Annotated in this window: 2 protein-coding genes; both read right to left on the reverse strand. The window is 63.8% G+C overall.

Going from position 1 to position 22,853, the window contains the following annotated elements:
- Positions 1-48: 48 nt before the first annotated feature.
- Positions 49-11,799, reverse strand: coding sequence for a non-ribosomal peptide synthase/polyketide synthase (locus tag AC07ZE_RS20285; protein ID WP_207266385.1), 11,751 nt, complete (start codon positions 11,797-11,799; stop codon positions 49-51).
- Positions 11,799-22,793, reverse strand: coding sequence for a non-ribosomal peptide synthetase (locus AC07ZE_RS20290; protein ID WP_207266386.1), 10,995 nt, complete (start codon positions 22,791-22,793; stop codon positions 11,799-11,801). Before AC07ZE_RS20290 ends, AC07ZE_RS20285 begins: the two co-directional genes overlap by 1 nt.
- Positions 22,794-22,853: the final 60 nt, after the last annotated feature.

Raw genomic sequence — 22,853 nt, forward strand, 5'->3', positions numbered from 1 at the left:
TGACAGGTCCTCTTCGCGAGCAGGCTCGCTCCCACAGGGGTTGTGTGGTTATGCAGTCACCAAGCGGCGCTCCAGCAAATCCTCCAGCTGATCCAGCAACTCATCACCCCGCAGCAACTCGTAATGCCCACCGGTCAACTGACGATCCACTCCGTGATGCCCGACCTGAGCTTCAAACACCCGGCGTTCATCCTCGCGCCCGGCCACCCACCAGCGATGTGCTGCGACCTGCACTTTCGGCAGTTGCCGTTGGGCCAATGCCAGTTGCTTGAGCGATGAGCCGGTGGCAAAGATCTGCGTCAGCTCACTGGCGCCCAACGCCGCGTGGCCATTGGAAACGTGCATGGCCGCTTCGATCACCGCGGTGGCGCCTTCGCGTTCGTTCAGTCCGATGGCGAGCGCAATCAACGCCTGTGCTTCTTCAGACGGTTGACCCAGGACAAACTTCAGGAAATCCGCCAAATCTTCACGCCAATCCCCCGCCTCTGCCGTGCCCGCCACATAACTGTCGACCAGCCCGGCAAACGCCACCGTCTGCCCCTGGGTTTCCAGTTCATGGGCCACCAGTTGCGTCAACGCACCACCCAAGGACCAGCCCAACAGGTAATACGGGCCTTCTGGCTGCTGCGCGCGAATCCGCTGCGCATAGGCCTGTGCCATCGACAGCAGCGATGCGTCCTGCCATTGCGGATCGAGCAGCATCCGGCATTGCAGGCCGTACACCGTGCGCCGACCTTCCAGGCGACGGGCCAGTGGTTCGTAGTCAAACACCGTGCCGAACCCGGCGTGCAGGCAGAACAGCGCCGGCACGTTTGCCACCCGGCCATTCAAGGCCAGCAACGGGTCCGGCGCACTCGAAGTCTCGGCAGCCTGATAGCCACTCAGTTCAGCGATGCACGGTTTCTGCATCAGATCCCGCAGCTTCAATTCGAAGCCCAATTGTGGCTGACTGCGCACCCGCGAGATGACTTTGAGTACTTGCAACGAGTCGCCACCGAGTTCGAAGAAGTTGTCGTCGATGCCCACTTGCGGCACGCCAAGTACGTCTTGCCAGATCGCGGTCAGCGCCTGTTCCAGTGCGTTACGCGGAGCGCGATAACCGCCGATGGCCCATTCCGGTGCCGGCAGTGCCCGGCGATCAATCTTGCCGTTGGCCGACAACGGGAAGCGCTCCAGCACCAGGATCCGCGCCGGCACCATGTAATCCGGTAACTGCGCTTGCAGTTCGGCCTTGAGCCGGCGGTCCAGTCCCGCCGCGCCCAATGCAACGACGTAGCCAACCAGCTGCTTGCCGGTCGGCGTGTCGTGCACCACCACGGCTGCATCCTGCACCCCGGCACCGTCGCGCAGGCGCGCTTCGATCTCACCCAGTTCGATGCGGAAACCACGGATCTTCACTTGCTGGTCCAGTCGTCCGAGGTAGTCAATCAAGCCGCACTCACGATGGCGCACCAGGTCGCCGGTGCGGTACATACGGCCACCGGCCTCGAACGGATCGGGGATAAAACGCTCGGCGCTCATGCCCGGACGCAGGTGATAACCACGGGCCAGGCAGTCGCCGCCCAGGTACAACTCACCGCTGACGCCCACCGGCAACGGATTAAGGTCGGCGTCCAGGATGTACAAGCCGCGGCCCGCCACGCCTCGGCCAATCGGCGCGTAAGCCGCGTCGCAGGTTTCGCTGACCTCGGCACGCCACAGCAGCGGCGTGACCACGGTTTCGGTCGGACCGTAACCGTTGACCAGACGCTGTGGACGCAGTGCACGCTTGACCTGTTCGAAACTGGCATCCGGCACCGCATCGCCGCCGAAGCAGTACACCTGCACCGCCGGCGGATTGCCCAGGCGTTCGGCCACTTCGGCCATCTGTTGCAGGTACGCCGGCGGGAAGCAGGCGACGGTGACGCTGTGGCGATGCAACACCTCCAGGGTTTGCTCCGGGGTCCACAGGTTGTCTTCGCGAATCACCAGGCTGCCACCGGCCAACAGCACACTGAGCCAACGCTCCTGGGCACCGTCGAAGGCGAACGACATGAAGTGCAGTTCGCGGCTTTGCGGGGCCAGTTCGTAGAGGTCGATGATGCCGCGGCAATGCCGGGCAATCGGCCCCCGCGCCACGGCCACGCCTTTGGGTTGACCAGTGGAACCGGAGGTGTAGATCAGGTACGCCAGGTGCCCGGGCAGCGGTGCGGAATCCGGGCACTCGGCATTATCGGCAACAGTCAGCTGATCGAGCAGCAAACGCGGCGGACAGTCGGCCAGCGGCAGGCGCTCACCCAGATCGCTGTCGCAGAGCAACAGGCTGGCAGCCGAATCGCCGAGCATGCAGGCCAGTCGTTCAGCCGGATACGCCAGATCCAGCGGCAAGTACGCCGCACCGGCTTTAAGCACCGCGAGGAACGCGACGATGGTGCGTTCGGAGCGCGGCAACGCCACCGCCACCAGATTTTCCGCGCCGATACCGCGAGCGATCAGCTGTTGCGCCAGACCATTGGCCCGGGCCTCCAGCTGTGCATAACTGACTTCGCGATCCTCACAGAACAAGGCGACTTTTTCCGGCTGCGCAATCACATGCCGGTTGAAGCTGTGCAGCAAATCCGCCTGGTCAGTGGACACTTGCGGCAGGCTCAAACGCGCCTCAGGCAAACCAATGTTGCCCAGCAAGCGATCCGCCTCTTCAGGCAGCGCCCGCAGCAGACCTTCAAGCTGCGCACGAATCCGCTCCACTTCCACGTCGCTGAAGCGGTCACGCAGATACAGGTACTCAACTTCCAGGCCTTCGTCGTTGGCGCTGACCATCAAGTCCATCGGGAAGTTGGTCACGCCGCCGCTGCCGACGTCGGTAAAGCGCAGCTCGCCTTCTTCGCCGCCTTTCAAGGCGCGGTCCACCGGATGGTTCTCGAAGACGATGATGCTGTCGAACAAACCCTGGCCACCCTGCCCGGCCCAGCGCTGGATATCCGAGAGCGGTGTGTGTTCGTAGTCGCGCACGCTCAGGTTGTAATCCTGCAGCTCACGCAACCACTCGCCCAGCGGTTGTTGCGGATCGAGGGTCTGGATCACCGGCAAGGTGTTGATGAACAGACCGAGCATTTCCTGGGCACCGGCCAGTCCCGTCGGACGCCCCGCCACCGTGGCGCCGAACGCCACGCTGCGTTGGCCGCTGTGGCGTTGCAGCAGTAACAGCCAGGCACCTTGAACCAGCGTATTAAGGGTCACACGCTGACGCTTGGCGAAGCTATGCAGCTTGCGCGTCGCTTCGGCGTCAAGGTCGCTGTACATCACGCCATGGCCGGAACCCGCTGCCCCTGAGGCCTTGGCCAGAATGGTCGGCGCTTCCAGCGAGGCCAGGCGCTCGCGCCAGAAGTTTTCAGCCTGGGCGTCGCCCTGGCGTTGCAGCCAGGCGATGTAGTCGGCGTAGCGACCGGTCAGCGCCGGCAGGCTGTCGTGGTGGTACAGGCGCAGCATCTCGCCCAACAGACGCGAAGCACTCCAGCCGTCCAGCAGCAGGTGATGGTAGACCCAGATCATCTGGTACCGCGCTTCACCCAGGCGTACCAAAATGAAGCGCATCAGCGGTGGACAGCTGAGGTCGAAGCCCTTGGCCTGTTCGGCGGCGGCCAGTGCGCTCAGCGCTTGTTCGGTGTCCGTGCGATTACGCCAGTCGAGTTCTTCAATCGGCAACTCAACCTCGGCAAACACCGCCTGCAACGGGTCAGCCAGGCCATCGCGCCAGCGGAACGCCGCGCGCAGCACCTCATGACGCTCGATCAACGCCTGCCAGGCCGCGCGGAAACGCGGCACCTGCAAACCTTCAACCTCGACGCTCAACTGGTTGACGTAGGGGTTGAGCTGCGGTGAATCGAGGCAGTGGAACAGCATGCCCTGCTGCATCGGCGACAGCGGATACAGGTCTTGCAGGCCTGCGCGCGCGGCCACGTCGACGTGCTGCACCAGCGCAAACGCTTCGACTTTTGGTGCTTCGACCAGCGCGGCTTCACGGCTGCCGGCCACTGCCGCAAGGGCACGAATGGTCTGTTGCTCGAACAGTTGCTTGGGACTGAACACCAGCCCGCGCTGCCCGGCACGGCTTACCGCTTGCAGGGAGATGATCGAGTCGCCACCCAGCTCAAAGAAGTTCTCGGTGACCCCCACCGACTCCAGGCCCAGCAGTTCCTGCCAGATCGCCACCAACAGCGCTTCGGCGGGCGACGCGGCCGCCACCTGATCCTGACGCTGGCGAGTCGCTTCAGGCGCCGGCAGGCCTTGACGGTCGAGCTTGCCGTTCGGCGTCAGCGGCAACGCCGCCAGGCAGATCAGATGCGCGGGCAGCATGTGCGCCGGCAGACGGCCGCGCAGATGCACCGTCAACGCGTCACGCAGTTCCTGCTCATCAGCCAGCGGATCGCGTGGCACCACGTAGCCCACCAACTGACGGCCCGCCGGGCCTTCACGGTCGATCACAAAGGCTTCACGCACGCCTTCGTGTTCGACCAGGCAGGCTTCGATTTCGCCGAGTTCGATACGAAAACCGCGAATCTTCACTTGCTGGTCGATACGCCCCAGGTACTCGACCACGCCATCGGCACGGAACCGTGCGAGGTCACCGCTACGATACAGGCGACCGCCCGGCACAAACGGATCGGGCACGAAGCGTTCGGCAGTCAGATCAGGACGCTGGTGGTAGCCACGGGCGACGCCTTCGCCACCCAGGTACAACTCGCCCGCCACGCCCACCGGCAACGGCTGCAAGCCACCGTCGAGAATGTAGGCGCTGCGGTTACCCACCGGTCGACCAATCGGCATAAAGGCCGAATCGAATTCGGTGTCTGGATACGCCAGCCAGATCAACGGCGTGATCACCGTCTCGGTCGGGCCGTAGCCATTGATCAGGCGCTTGGGTTGCAGCACCTGCTGCACTTCGTCAAACGCATGCTTGGCCATCCCCTCACCGCACGGCGTGTAGGAACGGATCGGCAGATCGCGTCCGGCTTCGCCCATGAAGTCGGCGATCTGCCCCAGATAAGTCGGAGTGAAGCAGGCGATGGTGATGCCGTGTTTTTCAATCTCGGCGCAGGTGCGCTCCACGCTCCACAACTCGTCGTCACGGGGCATGACCGCCGAGCCGAACACCAGTGGTGTCAGCCAGCGTTCGTGGGCGCCGTCGAAGCTGATCGAGGCGAATTGCAGTTCGCGGTCATCCGGGGTCATGCCGTACAACTCGCCAATCTTCACGCAGTGCATGGCCAGCGGGCCGTGGGCCACGCTGACGCCTTTGGGCCGACCGGTGGACCCCGAGGTGTAGATCAGGTAGGCGAGGTTTTCGCCGCAGGTCAGGTTGACCGGGTTGGTGTCCGCCATGGACGCCAAAGGCTCGCGGTCAATCTCCAGCACCAACAGCCCCTGTGGCAACGGCAGTTTTTCCCGCAGCCAGGATTGGCTGATCAGCATTGAAATGCCGCTGTCTTCCATCAGGTAACGCAGGCGTTCCGCCGGGTAGGCCGGGTCCAGCGGCACGTAGGCGCCGCCGGCCTTGAGGATCGCCAGCAGGCCGACGATCATCGCAGGCGTTCGCTGCATCGCCAGGCCGACCCGCACTTCCGGGCCGACGCCCAGTGCGCGCAAGCGATGGGCCAACTGGTTGGCGCGGCGGTTGAGTTGGTCGAAGCTCAGTTCCAGGTCGTTGAAGATCAGTGCGGTGGCGTGCGGACGAATGTCGGCCTGGGCTTCGATCAACTGATGCACACACAGCGGATTCTGCTCTGCGGTAAACGCCGGGTTCCACTCGATCAACTGTTGCGCGCGCTCCGGTGCAGTCAGCAGGTCCAGCTCACTCAAGGCCGCCTGTGGCGCAGCGACCATGGCGGCCAGCAGCGCGGCCAGGTGTTCGCTCATCCGTGCAATCGCTTCGCTGCTGAAGTGGCTGCACTGGTAGCTCCAGTTCAGGCTGAGCTGGCTTTCGGCGGTGGCCGCCAGGGTCAGCGGGAAGTTGGTCCGCTCGTGGTTCTGCGGGACCTGGAAGCTCAGTCCCGCCGGCGCACCCTGTTGCAACGCTTCGGCCACCGGGAAGTTTTCGAACACCAGCAGGCTGTCGAACAGCGGCTCACCGGCGCGTCCGGCCCAGCGCTGAATGTCGCCCAGCGCGGTGAATTCGTGTTCGCGCAATTCCAGGTTCTGCGCCTGCAAACGACTCAACCATTGCTCGACGCTTTCCACGGCGTCCGGGCTGCTGATCACCGGCAGTGTGTTGATGAACAGGCCGAGTTGGCTTTCGGCTCCCGGCAAGGCCGCCGGGCGCCCCGCCACCGTCGCGCCGAACGCCACGCTGCGTTGACCGCTGTAGCGTTGCAGCAGCAGTGCCCAGGCACCTTGAACGAGGGTATTGAGGGTGACTTTCTGCTGGCGGGCAAAGTCGCTGAAGCGCTTGCTGGTGGCCACGTCGAAGGTCTGGCGATGATCGGCAAATGCCGTGTCCGACGGGTTAGTAAGGCTCAGGCTCTCGGCCAGCAGCGTCGGGTTATCAAGACTCGCCAGTTGCCCGCGCCAGAACAGCTCGTCAGCCTCGGTATCCTGGCGTTGCAACCAGCCGATGTAGTCGGCGAAACGCCCGGTTGGCGACTGTACGGTTTGCCCGGCATAACGCTGCAGCACTTCGCCGAGCAGCAACGAATTACTCCAGCCATCGAGCAACAGGTGATGGTGGGTGTAGATCAGTTGCTGGCGTTCGTCGTCGAGGCGCACCAGGGCCAGGCGCATCAGCGGTGCGCGGGTCGAATCAAGCTGCAGACGTTCGCTGTCGATCAGCTGCGCCAGGGCTTGGGCCTGATCCGCGCGGCCACGCCAGTCGAGGCAGGTCATCGGCAATTGCAGATGACGATGCACCAGTTGCACCGGCGCCTCGAAACCTTCAGGGAAGTGGAAACTGCTGCGCAGGATCGCGTGGCTGTCGAGCACCGCTTGCCAGGCGCGGCCCAGGCGTTCGGCGTCAAGGCCGCGGGCTTCGACGCTGAGCTGGTTCACGTACGCGCCGCAATCCGCCTCGTACAAACTGTGGAACAACAGACCGGCCTGCATCGGCGACAGCGGGTACAGATCCTCGATCTGCGCAGGCTTCACCGGTAGGCTATCGAGTTGCGCCTGGCTCAAACGCGCCAGCGGGAAATCCGCCGGGGTCACGCCGCCCGCGCCGTCGCTCAGACAGTGTTCGATCAGCGCCAGCAACTCACTGCGCAAATCCGCGGCCAGGGTTTCGATCTCGCGACGGTCGAAGCATTCGCTGCTGAAGGTCCAGTCCAGTTTCAGTTCGCCGCCATAGACTTGACCGTCCACCGACAGCCAATTCGGCAACGGTGCGTGCGCCGATTGCGCGGCGCCGCTGGACTCTTTTGCCGGCGTGAACAGCGCATCTTCGGCAAAGCTCTGGTCGAACTGACCGAGGTAGTTGAAGGTGACCCGCGCCTGTGGCAATGCGGCCAGCGCCGTTTGCGCCGTGGTATCGCCCAGGTAGCGCAACAGGCCGTAGCCCAGGCCCTTGCCGGGGATGTCACGCAATTGCTGCTTGATCGCCTTGATCGAGCCGCCAAGGTCGGCGGTTGGTTTCAAACACACCGGGAACAGGCTGGAGAACCAGCCGACGGTGCGGGTCAGGTCGATGTCGTCGAACAGCTCTTCGCGGCCGTGGCCTTCGAGCTGAATCAGTGCCGATTCGCTGCCGGTCCAGCGGCTGAGGGTACGGGCCAGTGCGGTCAGCAGCAGGTCGTTGACCTGGGTGCGGTAGATCGCCGGGGCCTGTTGCAGCAGCTGGCGGGTTTGTTCGCGGTCCAGACCGATGCTGACGCCTTGGCGTAAATGCCCGGCCTGACTGGCCTGGGCATTGGCCGCTGGCAACGAATCACTGGCGCCTTCCAAGTGGCTTTGCCACCAGCTCAACTCATTAATGGCCGTTTCGCAGCGTGCATAAGCGTCGAGCTTGTCGGCCCAGGCCTGGAAGGCGCTGGTTTTCGGTGGCAGTTCCTGGCCTTGGTAGGCGGCCTGCAAATCCTCCAGCAACACTCGCCACGACACACCGTCCACCGCCAAGTGATGAATCACCAGCAGTAACCGTTGCGAACCATCGGCCTGGGCGATCAACGCCACCCGCAGCAGCGGCCCGTCTTGCAAGCTGAGGCTGCGCTGGGCTTCATCGCACACCGATTCCAGCGAGGCATCACTGGCGACGCGGGCGGTCCAGAGCATGTCGATGACATCGGCACTGTCGGCGCCGACATAGCGGGCCGACCACTGGCCATCGACCTGACTGAAGCGCAAACGCAGCGCGTCGTGTTGCTTGAGCAGCCGTTGCAAGGCGCCTTGCAGGCGCGGCAGGTCAAGGGTTTCCCGTGGCACCAGCAACACCGCCTGGTTCCAGTGCGCGCGTTGCGGGATCGGCTCTTCGAAGAACCAGCGCTGGATCGGCGTGAGTTTTTGCACACCGTCCACCGGCCCTTGCTGCGCCAGCGGGGCGGCTTGTTCTTTCACCACGCCGGCCAGTGCTTGCAAAGTCTGCTGCTGGAACAGGTCACGCGGTTGCAGGCTCAGGCCGGCACGGCGGGCGCGGCTGACCACCTGAATCGAGATGATCGAGTCGCCGCCCAGTTCGAAGAAGTTGTCCTGGCGACCCACCTGTTCGACGCCCAACACCTCCTGCCAGATCTGCGCCAGCACCTGTTCATGGGCGCTGCGTGGGGCTTCGAAGGCGCGTTGGCTGACCTGCACGGTGGGTGCCGGCAGCCGTTTGCGGTCCAGTTTGCCGTTGGGGCTCAGGGGCATCTGTTCGATCAGCACGGTCTGCGCCGGCACCATGTAGTCCGGCAGGCTGCCGAGCAGATGGTTTTTCAGGGTTTCGCGCCAGGCGCCCTGCTGATCTGCATCCGTGGCGATCAACGCGCGATCCTGCGGCACGATGTAGGCCACCAGTTGCTTGCCGCTCGGGCCGTCGAGGGCCAGCACCACGGCTTCCTGCACCTCGGCATGTTCTTGCAGACGGGCTTCGATTTCCCCCAGCTCGATGCGTAAGCCGCGAATCTTCACCTGGTGGTCGATGCGTCCGCAGTAATCGATGGCGCCGTCGGCGCGATAGCGCGCCAGGTCACCGGTACGGTACAGACGTTCGCCGCTGCCGAACGGATCGACCACGAAACGTTCGGCGGTCAGCGCGCCACGGCGATGGTAACCACGAGCAAGGCCGACCCCGCCCAGGTACAGCTCGCCCACCGCGCCCAGCGGCAAGGGTTGCAGTTCGCTGTCGAGGATCAAGGTGCGCAGGTTGGCGATCGGGCGACCGATCGGCACGCTGTCGCGGCCCTCTTCCACACAGGTCCAGTGGGTGACGTCGATGGCCGCTTCGGTCGGGCCATAGAGGTTGTACAGATTGGCTTGCGGCAGAGCGCGCAGGGTCTGGCGCTGCAGCTCCATCGGCAATGCTTCGCCACTGCAAATGATGCGGGTCAGCGAGGTGCAGGCCAGCGCTTCGTCGGCAGCGATAAAGGCGCAAAGCATCGACGGCACGAAGTGCAGCGTGGTGATCGCCTGTTCGACGATCAGTGCGGCGAGGCGTTGCGGATCGCGGTGCTCGCCCGGCGCGGCGATGACCAGGGTGGCGCCTTTCATCAACGGCCAGAAGAATTCCCAGACCGATACGTCGAAACTGAACGGCGTCTTTTGCAGCACACGGTCCGTGGGCTGCAAGTTGTAGGCTTGTTGCATCCACGCCAGGCGGTTGTGCAGGGCCACATGGCGGTTGCCCGCGCCTTTCGGTTTGCCGGTGGAGCCGGAGGTGTAAATCATGTAGGCGAGGTTTTCGGCAATCGCCAGATTAGAGGGGTCAGTGCCCGGCAAGTCGCTCAACCAATCGACATCGCTGTGCAAGCAAAGGGTGCGCACCGAGTCCGGCGTCGGCAATTGCGCCAGCAGAGGCTCCTGGGTCAGCAACAGCGAAATACCGCTGTCTTCGATCATGTAGTTCAAGCGGTCCAGCGGGTATTCCGGGTCCAGTGGCACGTAGGCGCCGCCGGCCTTGAGGATCGCCAACAGGCCGACCACCATCTCGAACGAACGGTCGCAGGCAATCCCGACGATCACTTCCGGGCCGACACCTTGGGCACGCAGGTGATGCGCCAGGCGATTGGCGCGCAGGTTCAGTTCGGCGTAGCTCAGGCTCCGGCCCTGAAACACCAGCGCGGTCGCTTCAGGGTTTTCCACCACGCGCGCTTCGAAATGTCGCTGTACGCAGACTTCGCCCGGATAACGCGTTGCGGTGGCGTTGAGGTCGTCGAGGATGCGCAGGCGCTCATCGGCATCCAGCAGCGGCAGTTCCGCCAACGGGGTCTGCGGGTTGGCCAAGACACCGGCCAACAGGTTGCGCCAGTGGCGAGCCAGATCCTCGATGCGCTTGGCGTCAAACAGATCGGTGGCGTAGGTCAGGCTGGCGAACAGCCGGTCGCCCTCTTCCTGGGTGTCCAGTTGCAAGTCGAACTGGGTGGTGTGTGCCTTGGCGTTCAGCGCTTCGACCCGCAGCCCCGCGAGCAAGCCGCTGACCGCTGCCGGTCTCGCCTGCTGGTGGTTGAACATCACCTGGAACAGCGGGCTGTGGCTGAGGCTGCGTTCACCTTGCAGCGCTTGCACCAGACGTTCGAATGGCAGGTCCTGATAATCCTGGGCATCCAGCGATGCAGCGCGGGTCTGCTCCAGCAGCTGGCTGAACGGCAGACGCCCGTCGAGTTCGGCGCGCATCACTTGGGTGTTGACGAAGAAGCCGATCAGGCCACGGGTTTGCGCGCGGTTGCGGTTGGCGATCGGCACGCCGATGCGCAGGTCGGACTGGCCGCTGTAGCGATAGAGCAAGGCCTGGAAGCTTGCCAGCAAGAGCATGAACGGGGTGACGCCGCGCTGTTTGGCCAGGCTCATCAGCTCGCGGGCCAATGTTGAGTCGAGGGCGAAATCCAGACGCGCGCCCTGCTGGCTCGGTTGCGCCGGACGTGCACGATCGGTCGGCAATTCCAGCAACGGCTGTTCGCTGCCGAGTTTTTCCCGCCACCAATCCAGTTGACGCTCCAGCTCCCCCGCTTCCATCCAGCGCCGCTGCCAGGCGGCATAGTCGCAATACTGGATCGGCAACGCTTGCAGTCCAGCGCTCTGCCCTTGACAGTGAGCGGCGTAGAGCCGGGAAAACTCTTCGACCAGCACACCCATCGACCAGCCATCGGTGACGATGTGGTGCAGGGTCAGCACCAGCACATGATCCTCGGCGTCGAGCTGCAACAAGCTGACGCGCAACAATGGGCCATGTTGCAGATCGAACGGCCGGGCGATTTCCGCTTCGACTTTTGTCATCGCCGATTCAAGGCGCTGGGCCTCGGGTTCGGCGCGCAGATCGTGCTGTTCGATGGGCAGCGTGGTGAAGGTCGCCAGGGCTTGCCTCACCTGGCCGTCATTCTCGACGAAACGGCTGCGCAGGCTCTGGTGCCGTTCCAGCAGCACGTCGAAACTGTGTTGCAGCGCCGCGAGGTTCAGCGACCCGTGCAGACGCAACGCGGCAGGAATGTTGTAGGCGCTGCTCTGCGGGTCGAGCTGCCAGAGGAACCATTGGCGTTGCTGCGCGTAGGACAGTTCGAAAGTCGCTTGTGGCTCGGCGGCGGGCGGAATCGGCAGTTGGCCGAAACTGACGCCTTGCTCCTGCATGCGTTGCAAAAACTCGCGGCGCTTGTCCGCAGGCAGGCCGGCAAAGCGGGTGGCAATACGCTGGGCAGTGCTGTGTTCCATCAGTTGAACTCCATCTCGTCCAGAAGTGACTCAAGCGCATCCAGACGTGCATCGTTGTCAATCGGGGTGTATTGCCCGGCCATGGCGGCATAAGCCTGAAGGTCGTTGCTTTCGAACAGCGCGCGCAGCGGCAGCTCGATCCCCAGTTCCAGTTCCACGCGGGCACTGGCCTGGGCGGCGAGCAGTGAATGCCCGCCCAATTCAAAGAAGTTGTCGCGACGACCGATTTGCGCCACGCCCAGTACGTCGGCCCAGATCGCGGCCAGTTGCTGTTCGAGATCGCCTTCGGGGGATTCGAACGGACGCTGCCAGTGCTCGACATCCGGCAGCGGCAAGGCCTTGCGGTCGAGCTTGCCATTGCTGGTCAGCGGCAAGGCATCGAGCAGCAGCCAGTGGCTGGGCACCATGTAATCCGGCAGGTCGACCTTGAGCGCGGCGCGCAGGGTGTCGCGCCAGCCAATCGGGTCATGCGGGGTGTGTTCGGCGACCACGTAAGCGCATAGCTGCGGACCGTCGTCGCCGGCATGCACGCTGATCACCGCCTGACGCACGCCCGGTTGCGCCAGCAGTGCGGCTTCGATCTCGCCCAGTTCAATACGGAAGCCACGGATCTTCACTTGCTGGTCGATCCGCCCGAGGTAGTCGATGCTGCCGTCGACACGCTGGCGCGCCAGGTCGCCGCTGCGATACAGGCGCTGGGAAGCGTCGAACGGGCTCGGTACGAAACGCTCGGCGGTCAGGCCGAAACGTCCGTGATAACCCCGCGCCAGGCCGGCACCGGCGATATACAACTCGCCCGCCACGCCCACCGGCACCGGTTGCAACTGGCTGTCGAGCAAGTACCAGCGCAGGTCGCGGATCGGCAGGCCGATCGGACTCTGCAACTGGCCGTCGAGGTCGGCCAGGCGGATCGCGCGATAGGTCACATGAACCGTGGTTTCGGTGATGCCGTACATGTTCACCAGCGTTGGCTGCTGGTCGCCGAAGCGCTCGAACCATGGCCGCAGGCTCGCCACTTCCAATGCTTCACCGCCGAAAATCACCTGTCGCAACGCCAGGCTGCGCGGGCTGGCGCAGGCAATCGGCAACAGCTGGCGGAACGCGGTCGGGGTCTGGTTCAGCACCGTCACGCCTTCATCGCAGAGCAAGCGGTGGAACGCCTGCGGTTCGCGGCTGATGTAGTACGGCACGATCACCAGGCGCCCGCCGGTGCACAGCGAACCGAACAGCTCCCACACCGAGAAATCGAAGGCATAGGAATGGAACAGGGTCCAGACATCGTCCGCGCCGAAATTGAACTCAGCGGCGGTGGCGGTCAGCAAACGCCCGACGTTGCCATGGCTGAGCAGTGCGCCTTTTGGCCGACCGGTGGAACCGGAGGTGTAGATCACGTAGGCGAGGTTGTCCGGGGTTGCCAGGGTTGGCAGGTTGTCGCTGCTGTAAGCGTCCAGTTGCAACGACGAAAGGTCCAGCACTTGCACGCCGTCGCGGGCCGGCAAGCCATCGATCAAGTGTGACTGGGTCAACAGCAACGCGATGCCGCTGTCGTCGATCATGTAGCTCAGGCGTTCGGCCGGGTATTGCGGGTCCAGCGGCACGTAGGCGCCACCGGCCTTGAGGATCGCCAGCAAACCCACCACCAGCGGCATCGCCCGCTCGGTGGCGAGGCCCACGCGAACTTCCGGGCCGACACCCTGCTCGCGCAGTTTGCGCGCCAGGCGGTTGGCCTGGGCGTTGAGCGTGGCGTAGGTCAGCTGTTCGCCTTCATAGGTCAGTGCGACGGCGTCCGGGCGCTGTTCAGCTTGGACTTCAAACAACTGATGAAGGGTTGGAGACGGCGGCTGTACCTGGAACGCCGGGTTCCAGTGCTGGATCAGCTCATCGTATTGCGGCGTTTGCAGCAGCGGCAATTGCGCCACGCGCTGCTGCGGATCGGCGACCACCGCGCGCAGCAGGTTCAGCCACTGACTGGCGAAACGCTGCATCGACGCTTCGTCGTACAGATCAGTGGTGTAGCTCAGGCTGGCGTCCAGTTCATCACCCTGCTCCTGGGTATCGAGCACCAGATCGAATTGCGCGGTGTGCTGCTGCCAGTGCAGACGCTCGACCTGCAAATCGGCCACGGCGCGTTCGACGCTGGCGCCCAGCTGTTGCTGATGGTTATAGAGCACCTGGAACAGCGGACTGTGATTGAGGCTGCGATCGGGCTGCAAGGCGTCGACCAGATGCTCGAACGGCAAGTCCTGATGGGCCTGCGCCGCCAATGCGGTGTGCTTGACCTGTTGCAGCAACGTGCTGAACGGTTGCTGCCCGTCGATCTCGGCGCGCAGCACCTGGGTGTTGATGAAGAAACCGATCAGGCCTTCGGTTTCGAGGCGCGAACGCCCGGCACTCGGCACACCGACGCTGATGCCCGACTGTCCACTCTGACGATGCAGCAAGGTCTGGAAACTCGCCAGCAACAGCATGAACAGCGTCACTTGCTGTTCTTGCGCACGCTGGCGCAACCCGGCGAGCAAGTCGCGATCGACCTGCAACAGCAGGCTGGCACCACGCTCGCTGCGGCGAGCCGGGCGACTCAGTTCACTCGGCAATTGCAGCGGTGCCTGGCTGCCATCCAGTTGCTCGCGCCACCAGGCCAATTGCCGTGCGCCCTCCCCGGCCTCCAGCCAGTCGCGCTGCCAACGGGCGTAGTCACTGTAGGCCACCGGCAGCGCTTTCAGGCGTTCGACACGACCTTCAACGGCAGCCCGATACAACGCGTTGAACTCATCGACCATGACCTGCATCGACCAGCCATCGGCAGCGATGTGGTGCACGGTGAGCACCAGCACATGATCCTCGGCGCTGATTTGCAACAGCAACATGCGCCACAGCGGGCCGTTGCGCAGGTCGAACGGCCGGGCGATTTCTTCGGCCACAGCGTGGTTGATCGAGGTCTCTTCGATGGGTTGCTCATTGAATTGCAATGGCAGTTCGCGGTGCACCCGTGGACGGGCCTGCTGACCGTCTTGTTCGAAGGTGGTGCGCAGGGTTTCGTGACGCGCCTGCAATTGCTCGAAGGCTTGGCGCAGCGCGTTGCGGTTCAACGAACCTTTGAGGCGTAGCGCTGCCGGAATGTTGTAGGCCGCGCTGTGCGGGTCCAGTTGCCAGAGAATCCATTGGCGTTGCTGGGCGTAGGACAGAATTCGCGGCTGATCGTCCACCGCGCGTTGCAACAGCGGTTGCCCTGCGACGGTCGTCAGCGCTGCCCGCTCGGCAAATTCCGCCAGGTTCGCTGCAGAGAACAGACTGCTCACCGACAGTTCAAGCTGCAATTGCTGGCGCACACGGGAAATCACTTGCAGCACCAGCAGCGAATGGCCGCCCAACTCGAAGAAGTTGTCATCGCGGCCGACGCTCTCGACCTGCAACACCTCCTGCCAGATCTGCGCCAGTTGCGTTTCCAGTCCTGCGGTCGGCGCCACGAAGTCACGTTGCGCATCAACCGCCTCAGCCCGTGGCAGGGCCTTGCGGTCGAGTTTGCCGTTGTTGTTGAGCGGCAACTTGTCCAGCAGGACCATGTGGCTGGGCACCATGTAGTCTGGCAGCGACTGGCGCAGGACGGCTTTGAGCCCTTCCAGATACTCCGCCTCGGACACCACCGCGTCGCTGGCCACGACGTACGCCACCAGTTGCGTGCCGTCCTGGGCGATGACGGCGGCTTCGCGGACTTCGTCCCGGGCTTGCAGGCAGGCTTCGATCTCGCCCATTTCGATGCGGAAACCGCGAATCTTCACCTGGTGGTCGATACGCCCGACGTATTCCAGATTGCCGTCGGCGTTGTAGCGCGCCAGATCACCGCTGCGGTACAAACGCGCACCCGGTTCGCGGGCGAACGGGTCCGGCAGGAAACGTTCGGCGGTCAGTGCCGGACGGTCGAAGTAGCTTTGTGCCAGGCAGGCCGGCGCGCCGATGCACAACTCGCCGACGCCGTCGGCCGGCAGTAGCTGACCGGCAGCGTCCAACACGTACAGCGCACGGCCAGGGATGGCGCGACCGATCGGAATGCCGAAGGCATCGCTGGCATCGGCCAATTGGCATTCATGCACGCTGGACACCACCGTCGCTTCGGTCGGGCCGTAGGTGTTGAGCAGGCGCACATGACTCAGGCCGGCCTGATGCCACAGGCGCAGGCCTTCCACCGACATCGCCTCGCCGCCGACGTGCACCTGACGCAAATCGCCAAGGCTCGGCACTACACCGCCGGCACATTCACGGGCCAGCAGAAACCAGTAGGCAGCCGGCAAATCGGCCACGGTCACGCCCTGATCGACGATTTCCGCAGCCAGTCGGCCGGTGTCCCACAGGTCATCGCCGCGCATGATCAACGCGGCGCCGACGCACAATGCCGGGAAGCACTGCTCGACGAAGCCGTCGAAGCTGAAGGTGGCGAATTGCAAGACGCGATCGGTGGGTGACAGCTGTGAGTAGTTGACGGCGGTCTGGCAGAACTCGCGCAGGGCGGCGTGGGTGATGGCGACGCCTTTGGGTTGGCCGGTGGAGCCGGAGGTGTAGATGATGTAGGCGAGATCTTCGGCGGCTGGTCGGGCCCCTTCGCGAGCAAGCTCTGCTCCTGCAGGAGGTGTGGTGTCTTCGAGGTTCAGGCGTCGTACGTCTGGCACATCGACGAGCAGGCCGGATTCGTGCAGCAGCACCTCGAGACGGCTGTCGTCGATCATGTACGCCAGACGTTCAGCCGGGTATGCCGGGTCCAGCGGCACGTAGGCCGCGCCGCTTTTCAGTACCGCCAGCAGGCTGACGATCAGTTGCGGACCACGACGCACGGCCAGGCCGACACGCGTGCCGGGACCGGCGCCGTGGTCGATCAGGCACTGGGCCAGGCGGTTGGCTTGGGCATTCAGTTGTCCGTAGCTCAGGGAGTGGCCGTCGATCTGCAACGCCAAGGCGTCGGGCGTGGCTACGGCTTGCGCGGCGATTTGCTCGTGGGCCAAAAGCGTTGTGGATAACTCAACCGCAGGCAGTTGGCTGATCGCGAGCACTGCGTTATTTCCATCGATGTCGAGCAGTTCCAGCGAGCCCAACGCCGCCTCCGGCGACGCCACCCATTGCGTCAGCAGGTGCTGCAAATTCGCCGATAGCTGAGCGATCTGCCCGGCACTGAACCGTGCCGCGTCATAACTGAACTCCAGACCCAGGCCTTCGCCCAATTCGATGCCCAGGGTCAGCGGATAGTGAGTGCGCTCGTGATTGTGCAGGTTACCGAACGACAACCCGGCCGGCGCGCCCTGCTTCAGCGCTTCGGCCACCGGGAAGTTTTCGAACACGAGCAGGCTGTCGAACAGCGCCGAGCTCTGTTGCCCCGATGCCTGTTGCCTCGCCCAACCCTGAATGTCGTACAGCGGCACGTGTTCGAACTCACGCATCGCCAGGTTCAGCCCTTGCAACTCGCCCAGCCACTGACTGACGGTCTGGTCCGGCTTGATCGCGCACACCAGCGGCAGGGTGTTGATGAACAGGCCAAGCTGTTCCTCGATCCCCGGCAACGGTGCCGAACGTCCGGCCACGGTGGCACCGAACACCACGCAATCTTGCCCAGTGTAGCGTTGCAGCAACAGGCTCCAGGCCGCTTGCAGCAGGGTGTTGAGGGTAACTTTCTGTTGACGGGCGAACTCGGCCAGACGCTGGGTTGCGCGGTTGTCGAGGGTGACGCGGTGTTCGCCATTGCCCTCGACGCCCACCGGTGGACGCAAGGCTTCGGCCAGCAGCGTCGGGGTTTGCAGCGGTGCCAGTGCGGCTTTCCAGAACTGCTCGCCGGCCTTCACCGATTGCTGCTGCAACCAGCCCAGGTAATCGCGATATTGCCCGGTGGGTGCCGGCAACGATTGCCCAGCGGCGTAGTGCTGGATCACTTCGGCCAGCAACTGCGCGTTGCTCCAGCCGTCCATCAAAATGTGGTGACTGGTGTAGATCAGGTGCCAGTCGTTGGCGCCCGTGCGAACGAGCTTCAGGTGGAACAGCGGCGCCGTCCCCAGCTCGAAACCTTTCGCGCGTTCAGCGTCGGCCAGTGCATCGGTGTCGGTCGCTTCCAGCACTTCAAGGGGCAGTTCGACCCGACGGGCAATCGCCTGATGCGCGGTGTCGAGACCTTGCCAGTGGAAGCTGCTGCGCAGGATGTCATGACGCTCGACCGCGGCCTGCCACGAGCGCGCGAAACGCTCGATGTCCAACCCGCCGATGTCCAGGCGCAACTGGCTGATGTACGCGCCGACCTGCGGCGCGTACAGGGTGTGGAAGAGCATGCCCTGTTGCATCGGCGACAGCGGATACAGGTCTTCGAGATGAGCAACGGCCAGTGGCAGTCCGTCGAGTTGGGCCTGATTGATACGCGCCAACGGGAAGTCCGATGGCGTGGCTTGTGGTGCTTGCAGAGCGCAGCAGTGATCGATCAGCGCGATCAATTCCCGGGCGTAATCGTCAGCCAGACGCTGGACGGTCGCAGTGTCGAACATCTCGCGACTGAAGCCCCAGCTCAGGGACAACTCACCGCCATAGACCTGGCCTTCAACCACCAGCCAGTTGCCCAGCGGTGCCGACGGATCCTGTGCGATGCCATTGCCTTCGGTGGAGGGGGTGAACAACGCGCCGTCGTCGAACTGACGGTCGAACTGCCCCAGGTAGTTGAAGGTGATGCGCGGTTGCGGCAACGCTGCCAGTTCGGCGCGGGTGTGCGCCGCGCCGAGATAGCGCAGCGCGCCGTAGCCCAGGCCTTTGTCGGGGACGTTGCGCAGCTGTTCCTTGATGGATTTGATCGAGGCGCCAAGATCGGCAGCAGGTTTTAGATTGAGCGGGAACAGGCTGGTGAACCAACCCACGGTGCGCGTCAGGTCGACGTCATCGAACAGGTCTTCGCGGCCATGGCCTTCGAGCTGAATCAGCGTGCTGCCCTGCCCGCTCCAGCGGCAAACGGCGCGCGCCAGTGCGGTCAGCAGCAGGTCGTTGACCTGGGTGCGGTAGGCCACGGGCGCCTGTTGCAGCAGTAGGCGGGTCTGTTCGGCGCCGAGCTTGAGTTCGACTTTGTGTTCGAAACGGTTTTCCAGCGCGCCATTCGGGCGCTCGCACGGCAGGTCGCCTGGTACGTCTTGCAGTTGGGTCTGCCAGTGATCGAGGCTGCTTTCGAAAGCAGGAAGATGATCCTGCAAACGCGCGACCCAGCGCTGGTAGCTGCTGGTTTTCCCAGGCGCCACGCCACCGTTGTAGAACTGCTGAAGATCTTCCAGCAGCACGCGCCAGGACACCCCGTCCACCGCCAAGTGGTGAACCACCAACAGCAGACGTTCGCTGCCGTCGGCCATGGCCACAAGCAGTGCACGCAGCAACGGGCCATTGTGCAAATCGAGACTGCGCTGGGCTTCGTCGCACAGAGCGTTAAGTGCTTCGATCGATTGTGCCTGACGCTGCCACAGCACCGAATCGGTAGTGGGCGCGGCATACGCCTGTTGCCAGCCGTTCTCGGTTTGCTGATAGCGCAGACGCAGGCTGTCGTGATGAGTCAGCAATTGCTCCAGGGCACGCTCCAGCGCCTCGACCTTTAACGACTCGCGTGGCACCAGCAGCAGCGACTGGTTCCAATGCTGACGCTCGGGGATGGCTTGCTCGAAGAACCACTGTTGCACCGGCGCCAGCGCCACCGCGCCACTGGCCGGGCCTTGCTCGATCAACGATTGCCCGCCGCTGCGGGCCGCCTGGGCCAGGCTGCGGATGGTCTGGTGCTGGAACAGGTCCTTGGGGCTCAACACAATCCCGGCCTGGCGAGCGCGGCTGACCACTTGCATCGAGACGATGGAGTCGCCGCCCAGCTCAAAGAAATTGTCTTCCAGACCGACATTGTCGATGGCCAGCACGTTTTGCCAGATCGCCGCGAGGGACTTTTCCAGTTCGCTGCGTGGCGCGACGTGTTCGCGCTGTTGTGTGGTGCCATCAACCGACGGCAGGGCCTTGCGGTCGAGCTTGCCGTTGGGGGTCAATGGCAGATGTTCGAGGAACAGCAGGAACGTCGGAACCATGTAGTCCGGCAAGTGCTGACGCAGAGCCGCTTTCAGGGATTCGCGCTGGGTCGTTTGCGCATCGATGTCATCGAGCAACGCCGGATCGTTCGGCACGATGTAGGCCACCAGTTGCTGGCCATTGGCACCGTCCTGCGCCAGCACCGCCAGTTCACGGACTGCGTCCTGTTGCAACAATCGCGCTTCGATTTCGCCCAACTCGATACGGAAACCGCGCACCTTGACCTGATGGTCGATACGGCCGACGTATTGCAGGTTACCGTCGGCCTGATAACGAGTCAGGTCGCCGGTGCGGTACAGGCGCTCGCCAGTGCTGGAAAACGGGTTCGGCACATACTTCTCGGCGGTCAGGTCCGGCCGTGCCAGATAACCACGGGTGATGCCGGCGCCGCTCAGGTACAGCTCGGCGGACACGCCCTGCGGCACCGCTTGCAGGTCGGCGTCCAGCAGATAGCTGGCGGTGTGCTTGAGCGGGCGGCCGATATTGGCCCGGCCACCGGCCTCGCGACGGGTCCAGGTCGAATAGGTGGTGTCTTCCGACGGGCCGTACAGGTCGTAGATGTGCTCGACGGTCGGCTGCTGGTACAGCGCGTCCACCAGGCTCTGCTTCAGCGGTTCACCGGCCAGGTTGATGATGCGCACGCCCGGCGGAATCTGTCCGTCGCGTTGCAGGGCATTGATCGCCGAAGGCACGGTGTTTATCAGCCGTACCTGATCCCGGGCCGGCAGCAACGGCAGCTCCAAAGCGTTGCGGGCGATGATCACCGAACCACCATTGGCCAGGGTCACGAACAGCTCCCACACCGACAGGTCGAAGCACACCGAGGTCGAGGCCAGCACGCCCTGAATGTCGTCGCGGCTGTACACCGATAGCGACCAGTCGATCAGCGCCAGCACGTTGCGATGGGCGATGGCCACGCCTTTGGGTTTGCCAGTGGAACCGGAGGTGTAGATCACGTAGGCCAGGTTATCCGGCGTGACGCGGGTGACCGGGGCGCTGGCTGGGTAATCGGTCAGCGAGAGGTTGTCCATCAGCAACACGCTGGTGTCGCCTGACACGGTCACAGTGGCGGCAACGGATTGCTCGGTCAGCAGCACCAGGGCACGGCTGTCTTCGAGCATGTAGGCGACGCGTTCGGCCGGATAATCCGGGTCCAGCGGCACATAGGCGCCACCGGCCTTGAGTACCGCCAGCAAGGCAATCAGCAGTTGCTCGGAACGCTGCATGGCCACGCCGACCCGGACTTCCGGACCGACACCCAGTTCGATCAGCTTGTGCGCCAGACGATTGGCCTGCTGGTCGAGTTCGCTGCAGGTCAGCTGTTTGGAGGCAAAGGTTACCGCCAGTGCATTCGGGTTGGCGGCGGCTTGCTGGCTGATCAGCTGGTGAATGCACAGATGCTGGGCGAAACTGCCGTCGGCGCGGTTCCAGTCATGGACGATGCGCTGGTATTCAGCCTGTTCCAGCAGCGGCAGATCGCTGATGCGTTGCTGCGAATCGCTGACCATGCCCTGCAAAAGGTGCATCCAATGGTGCGCCATGCGCGCGATGGTCGCGGCGTCAAACAGGTCGTTGGCATAGGTCAGCGCGGCGTGCAGCTTGCCGCCTTTCTCATACGTATCAAGGGTCAGGTCGAACTGAGTGGTACGCCCTTGCCATTCAATCACGCCCAGTGCCAAACCGGATTGGGTGGTGACCGTGGAAATGTCCGCGACCTCTGGCTGGTGGTTGTACATCACCTGGAACAGCGGCGTGTGGCTGAGGCTGCGTTCCAGTTTCAAGGCTTCCACCAGTCGCTCGAACGGCAGGTCCTGATGAGCCTGGGCACCGAGGGCGGTTTCCTTGATGCGGCGCAGCAATTCGTCGACCCGGGTCTGGCCGTCCAGTTGCGTACGCAGCACCTGGGTGTTGACGAAGAAACCGATCAGGCCTTCGATCTCGCCGCGGTTGCGGTTGGCAATCGGCACGCCGACGCGGATGTCGTTCTGTCCGGTGTAGCGGTGCAGCAGCACGTTGAAGGCCCCGAGCAACAACATGAACAGGGTAATGTTGTGTTTCTGCGCGGTGGTCCGCAGTTGCTCGGCCAGTTGCCCGTCGACGGCGAATTCGTAGCGGGGTCCGCGATAGCTCGGCATCGCCGGGCGCGGATGGTCGGCGGGCAGTTCCAGCACCGGATGCTCATCGCCCAGTTGCGCCTGCCAATAGTCGAGCTGGCGTGCCTGCTCGCCGGCCTCCAGCCAGCGGCGCTGCCAGAGCGCGTAGTCGCTGTACTGGATCGGCAACGCCGCCAGTTGCGGTTGTGTGCCGGCATCGAAGGCGTCGTAGCAGCGGATGAATTCATCGATCAGCACGTTCATCGACCAGCCGTCTGACACGATGTGGTGCAGGGTCAGCAGCAGGACGTGTTCCTGCTCGGCGAGTTTGAGCAAGGTCACGCGCAGCAGCGGACCGCTGCCCAGATCGAACGGCAGCACCGATTGCTGTTCGGCTGCTCGGGCGACTGCCGATTCACGTTCCGAGGCCGGTAGTGCGCTGAAATCCGCATGATCGATCACCAGCGGTGCCGTGGCCGGCACTTGCAGCAAGCTGTCGTCGGACTGACGGGCGAACACCGTGCGCAGGGTTTCGTGACGCGCCACCAGACTGGCGAACGCCCGTTCCAGTGCTGGCAGGTTCAGGCGTCCGCTCAGGCGCACCGCGCCCGGCAGGTTGTAGGCGCCGCTTTGCGGGTCCAGTTGCCAGAGAAACCACATGCGTTGCTGGGCGTACGACAGCGCCTGGCGATCCTCCGCCTCGACGCCGGCAGGAATGGGGAACCGGGCGAACTCCACGCCCTCCTTGTGCAAGGCCGCAAGGAACATCTGGCGCTTTTCCAGGGGCAACCCGATAAACCGGCGAGCAAGTTTCAAGGAGTCTTCAGCATTCATTTCTGGGTATCCGGATCAGTGGCGGGAAGCACAAAGGCACGTCGTCCCTATAAAACGAAT

Source organism: Pseudomonas sp. GW101-3H06, assembly GCF_059424605.1.

What these genes read in the sequence shown, in the direction of transcription:
- AC07ZE_RS20285 (WP_207266385.1), bottom strand. Translation starts at nt 11,799, where the DNA reads ATGGAACACAGCACTGCCCAGCGTATTGCCACCCGCTTTGCCGGCCTG.
- AC07ZE_RS20290 (WP_207266386.1), bottom strand. Translation starts at nt 22,793, where the DNA reads ATGAATGCTGAAGACTCCTTGAAACTTGCTCGCCGGTTTATCGGGTTG.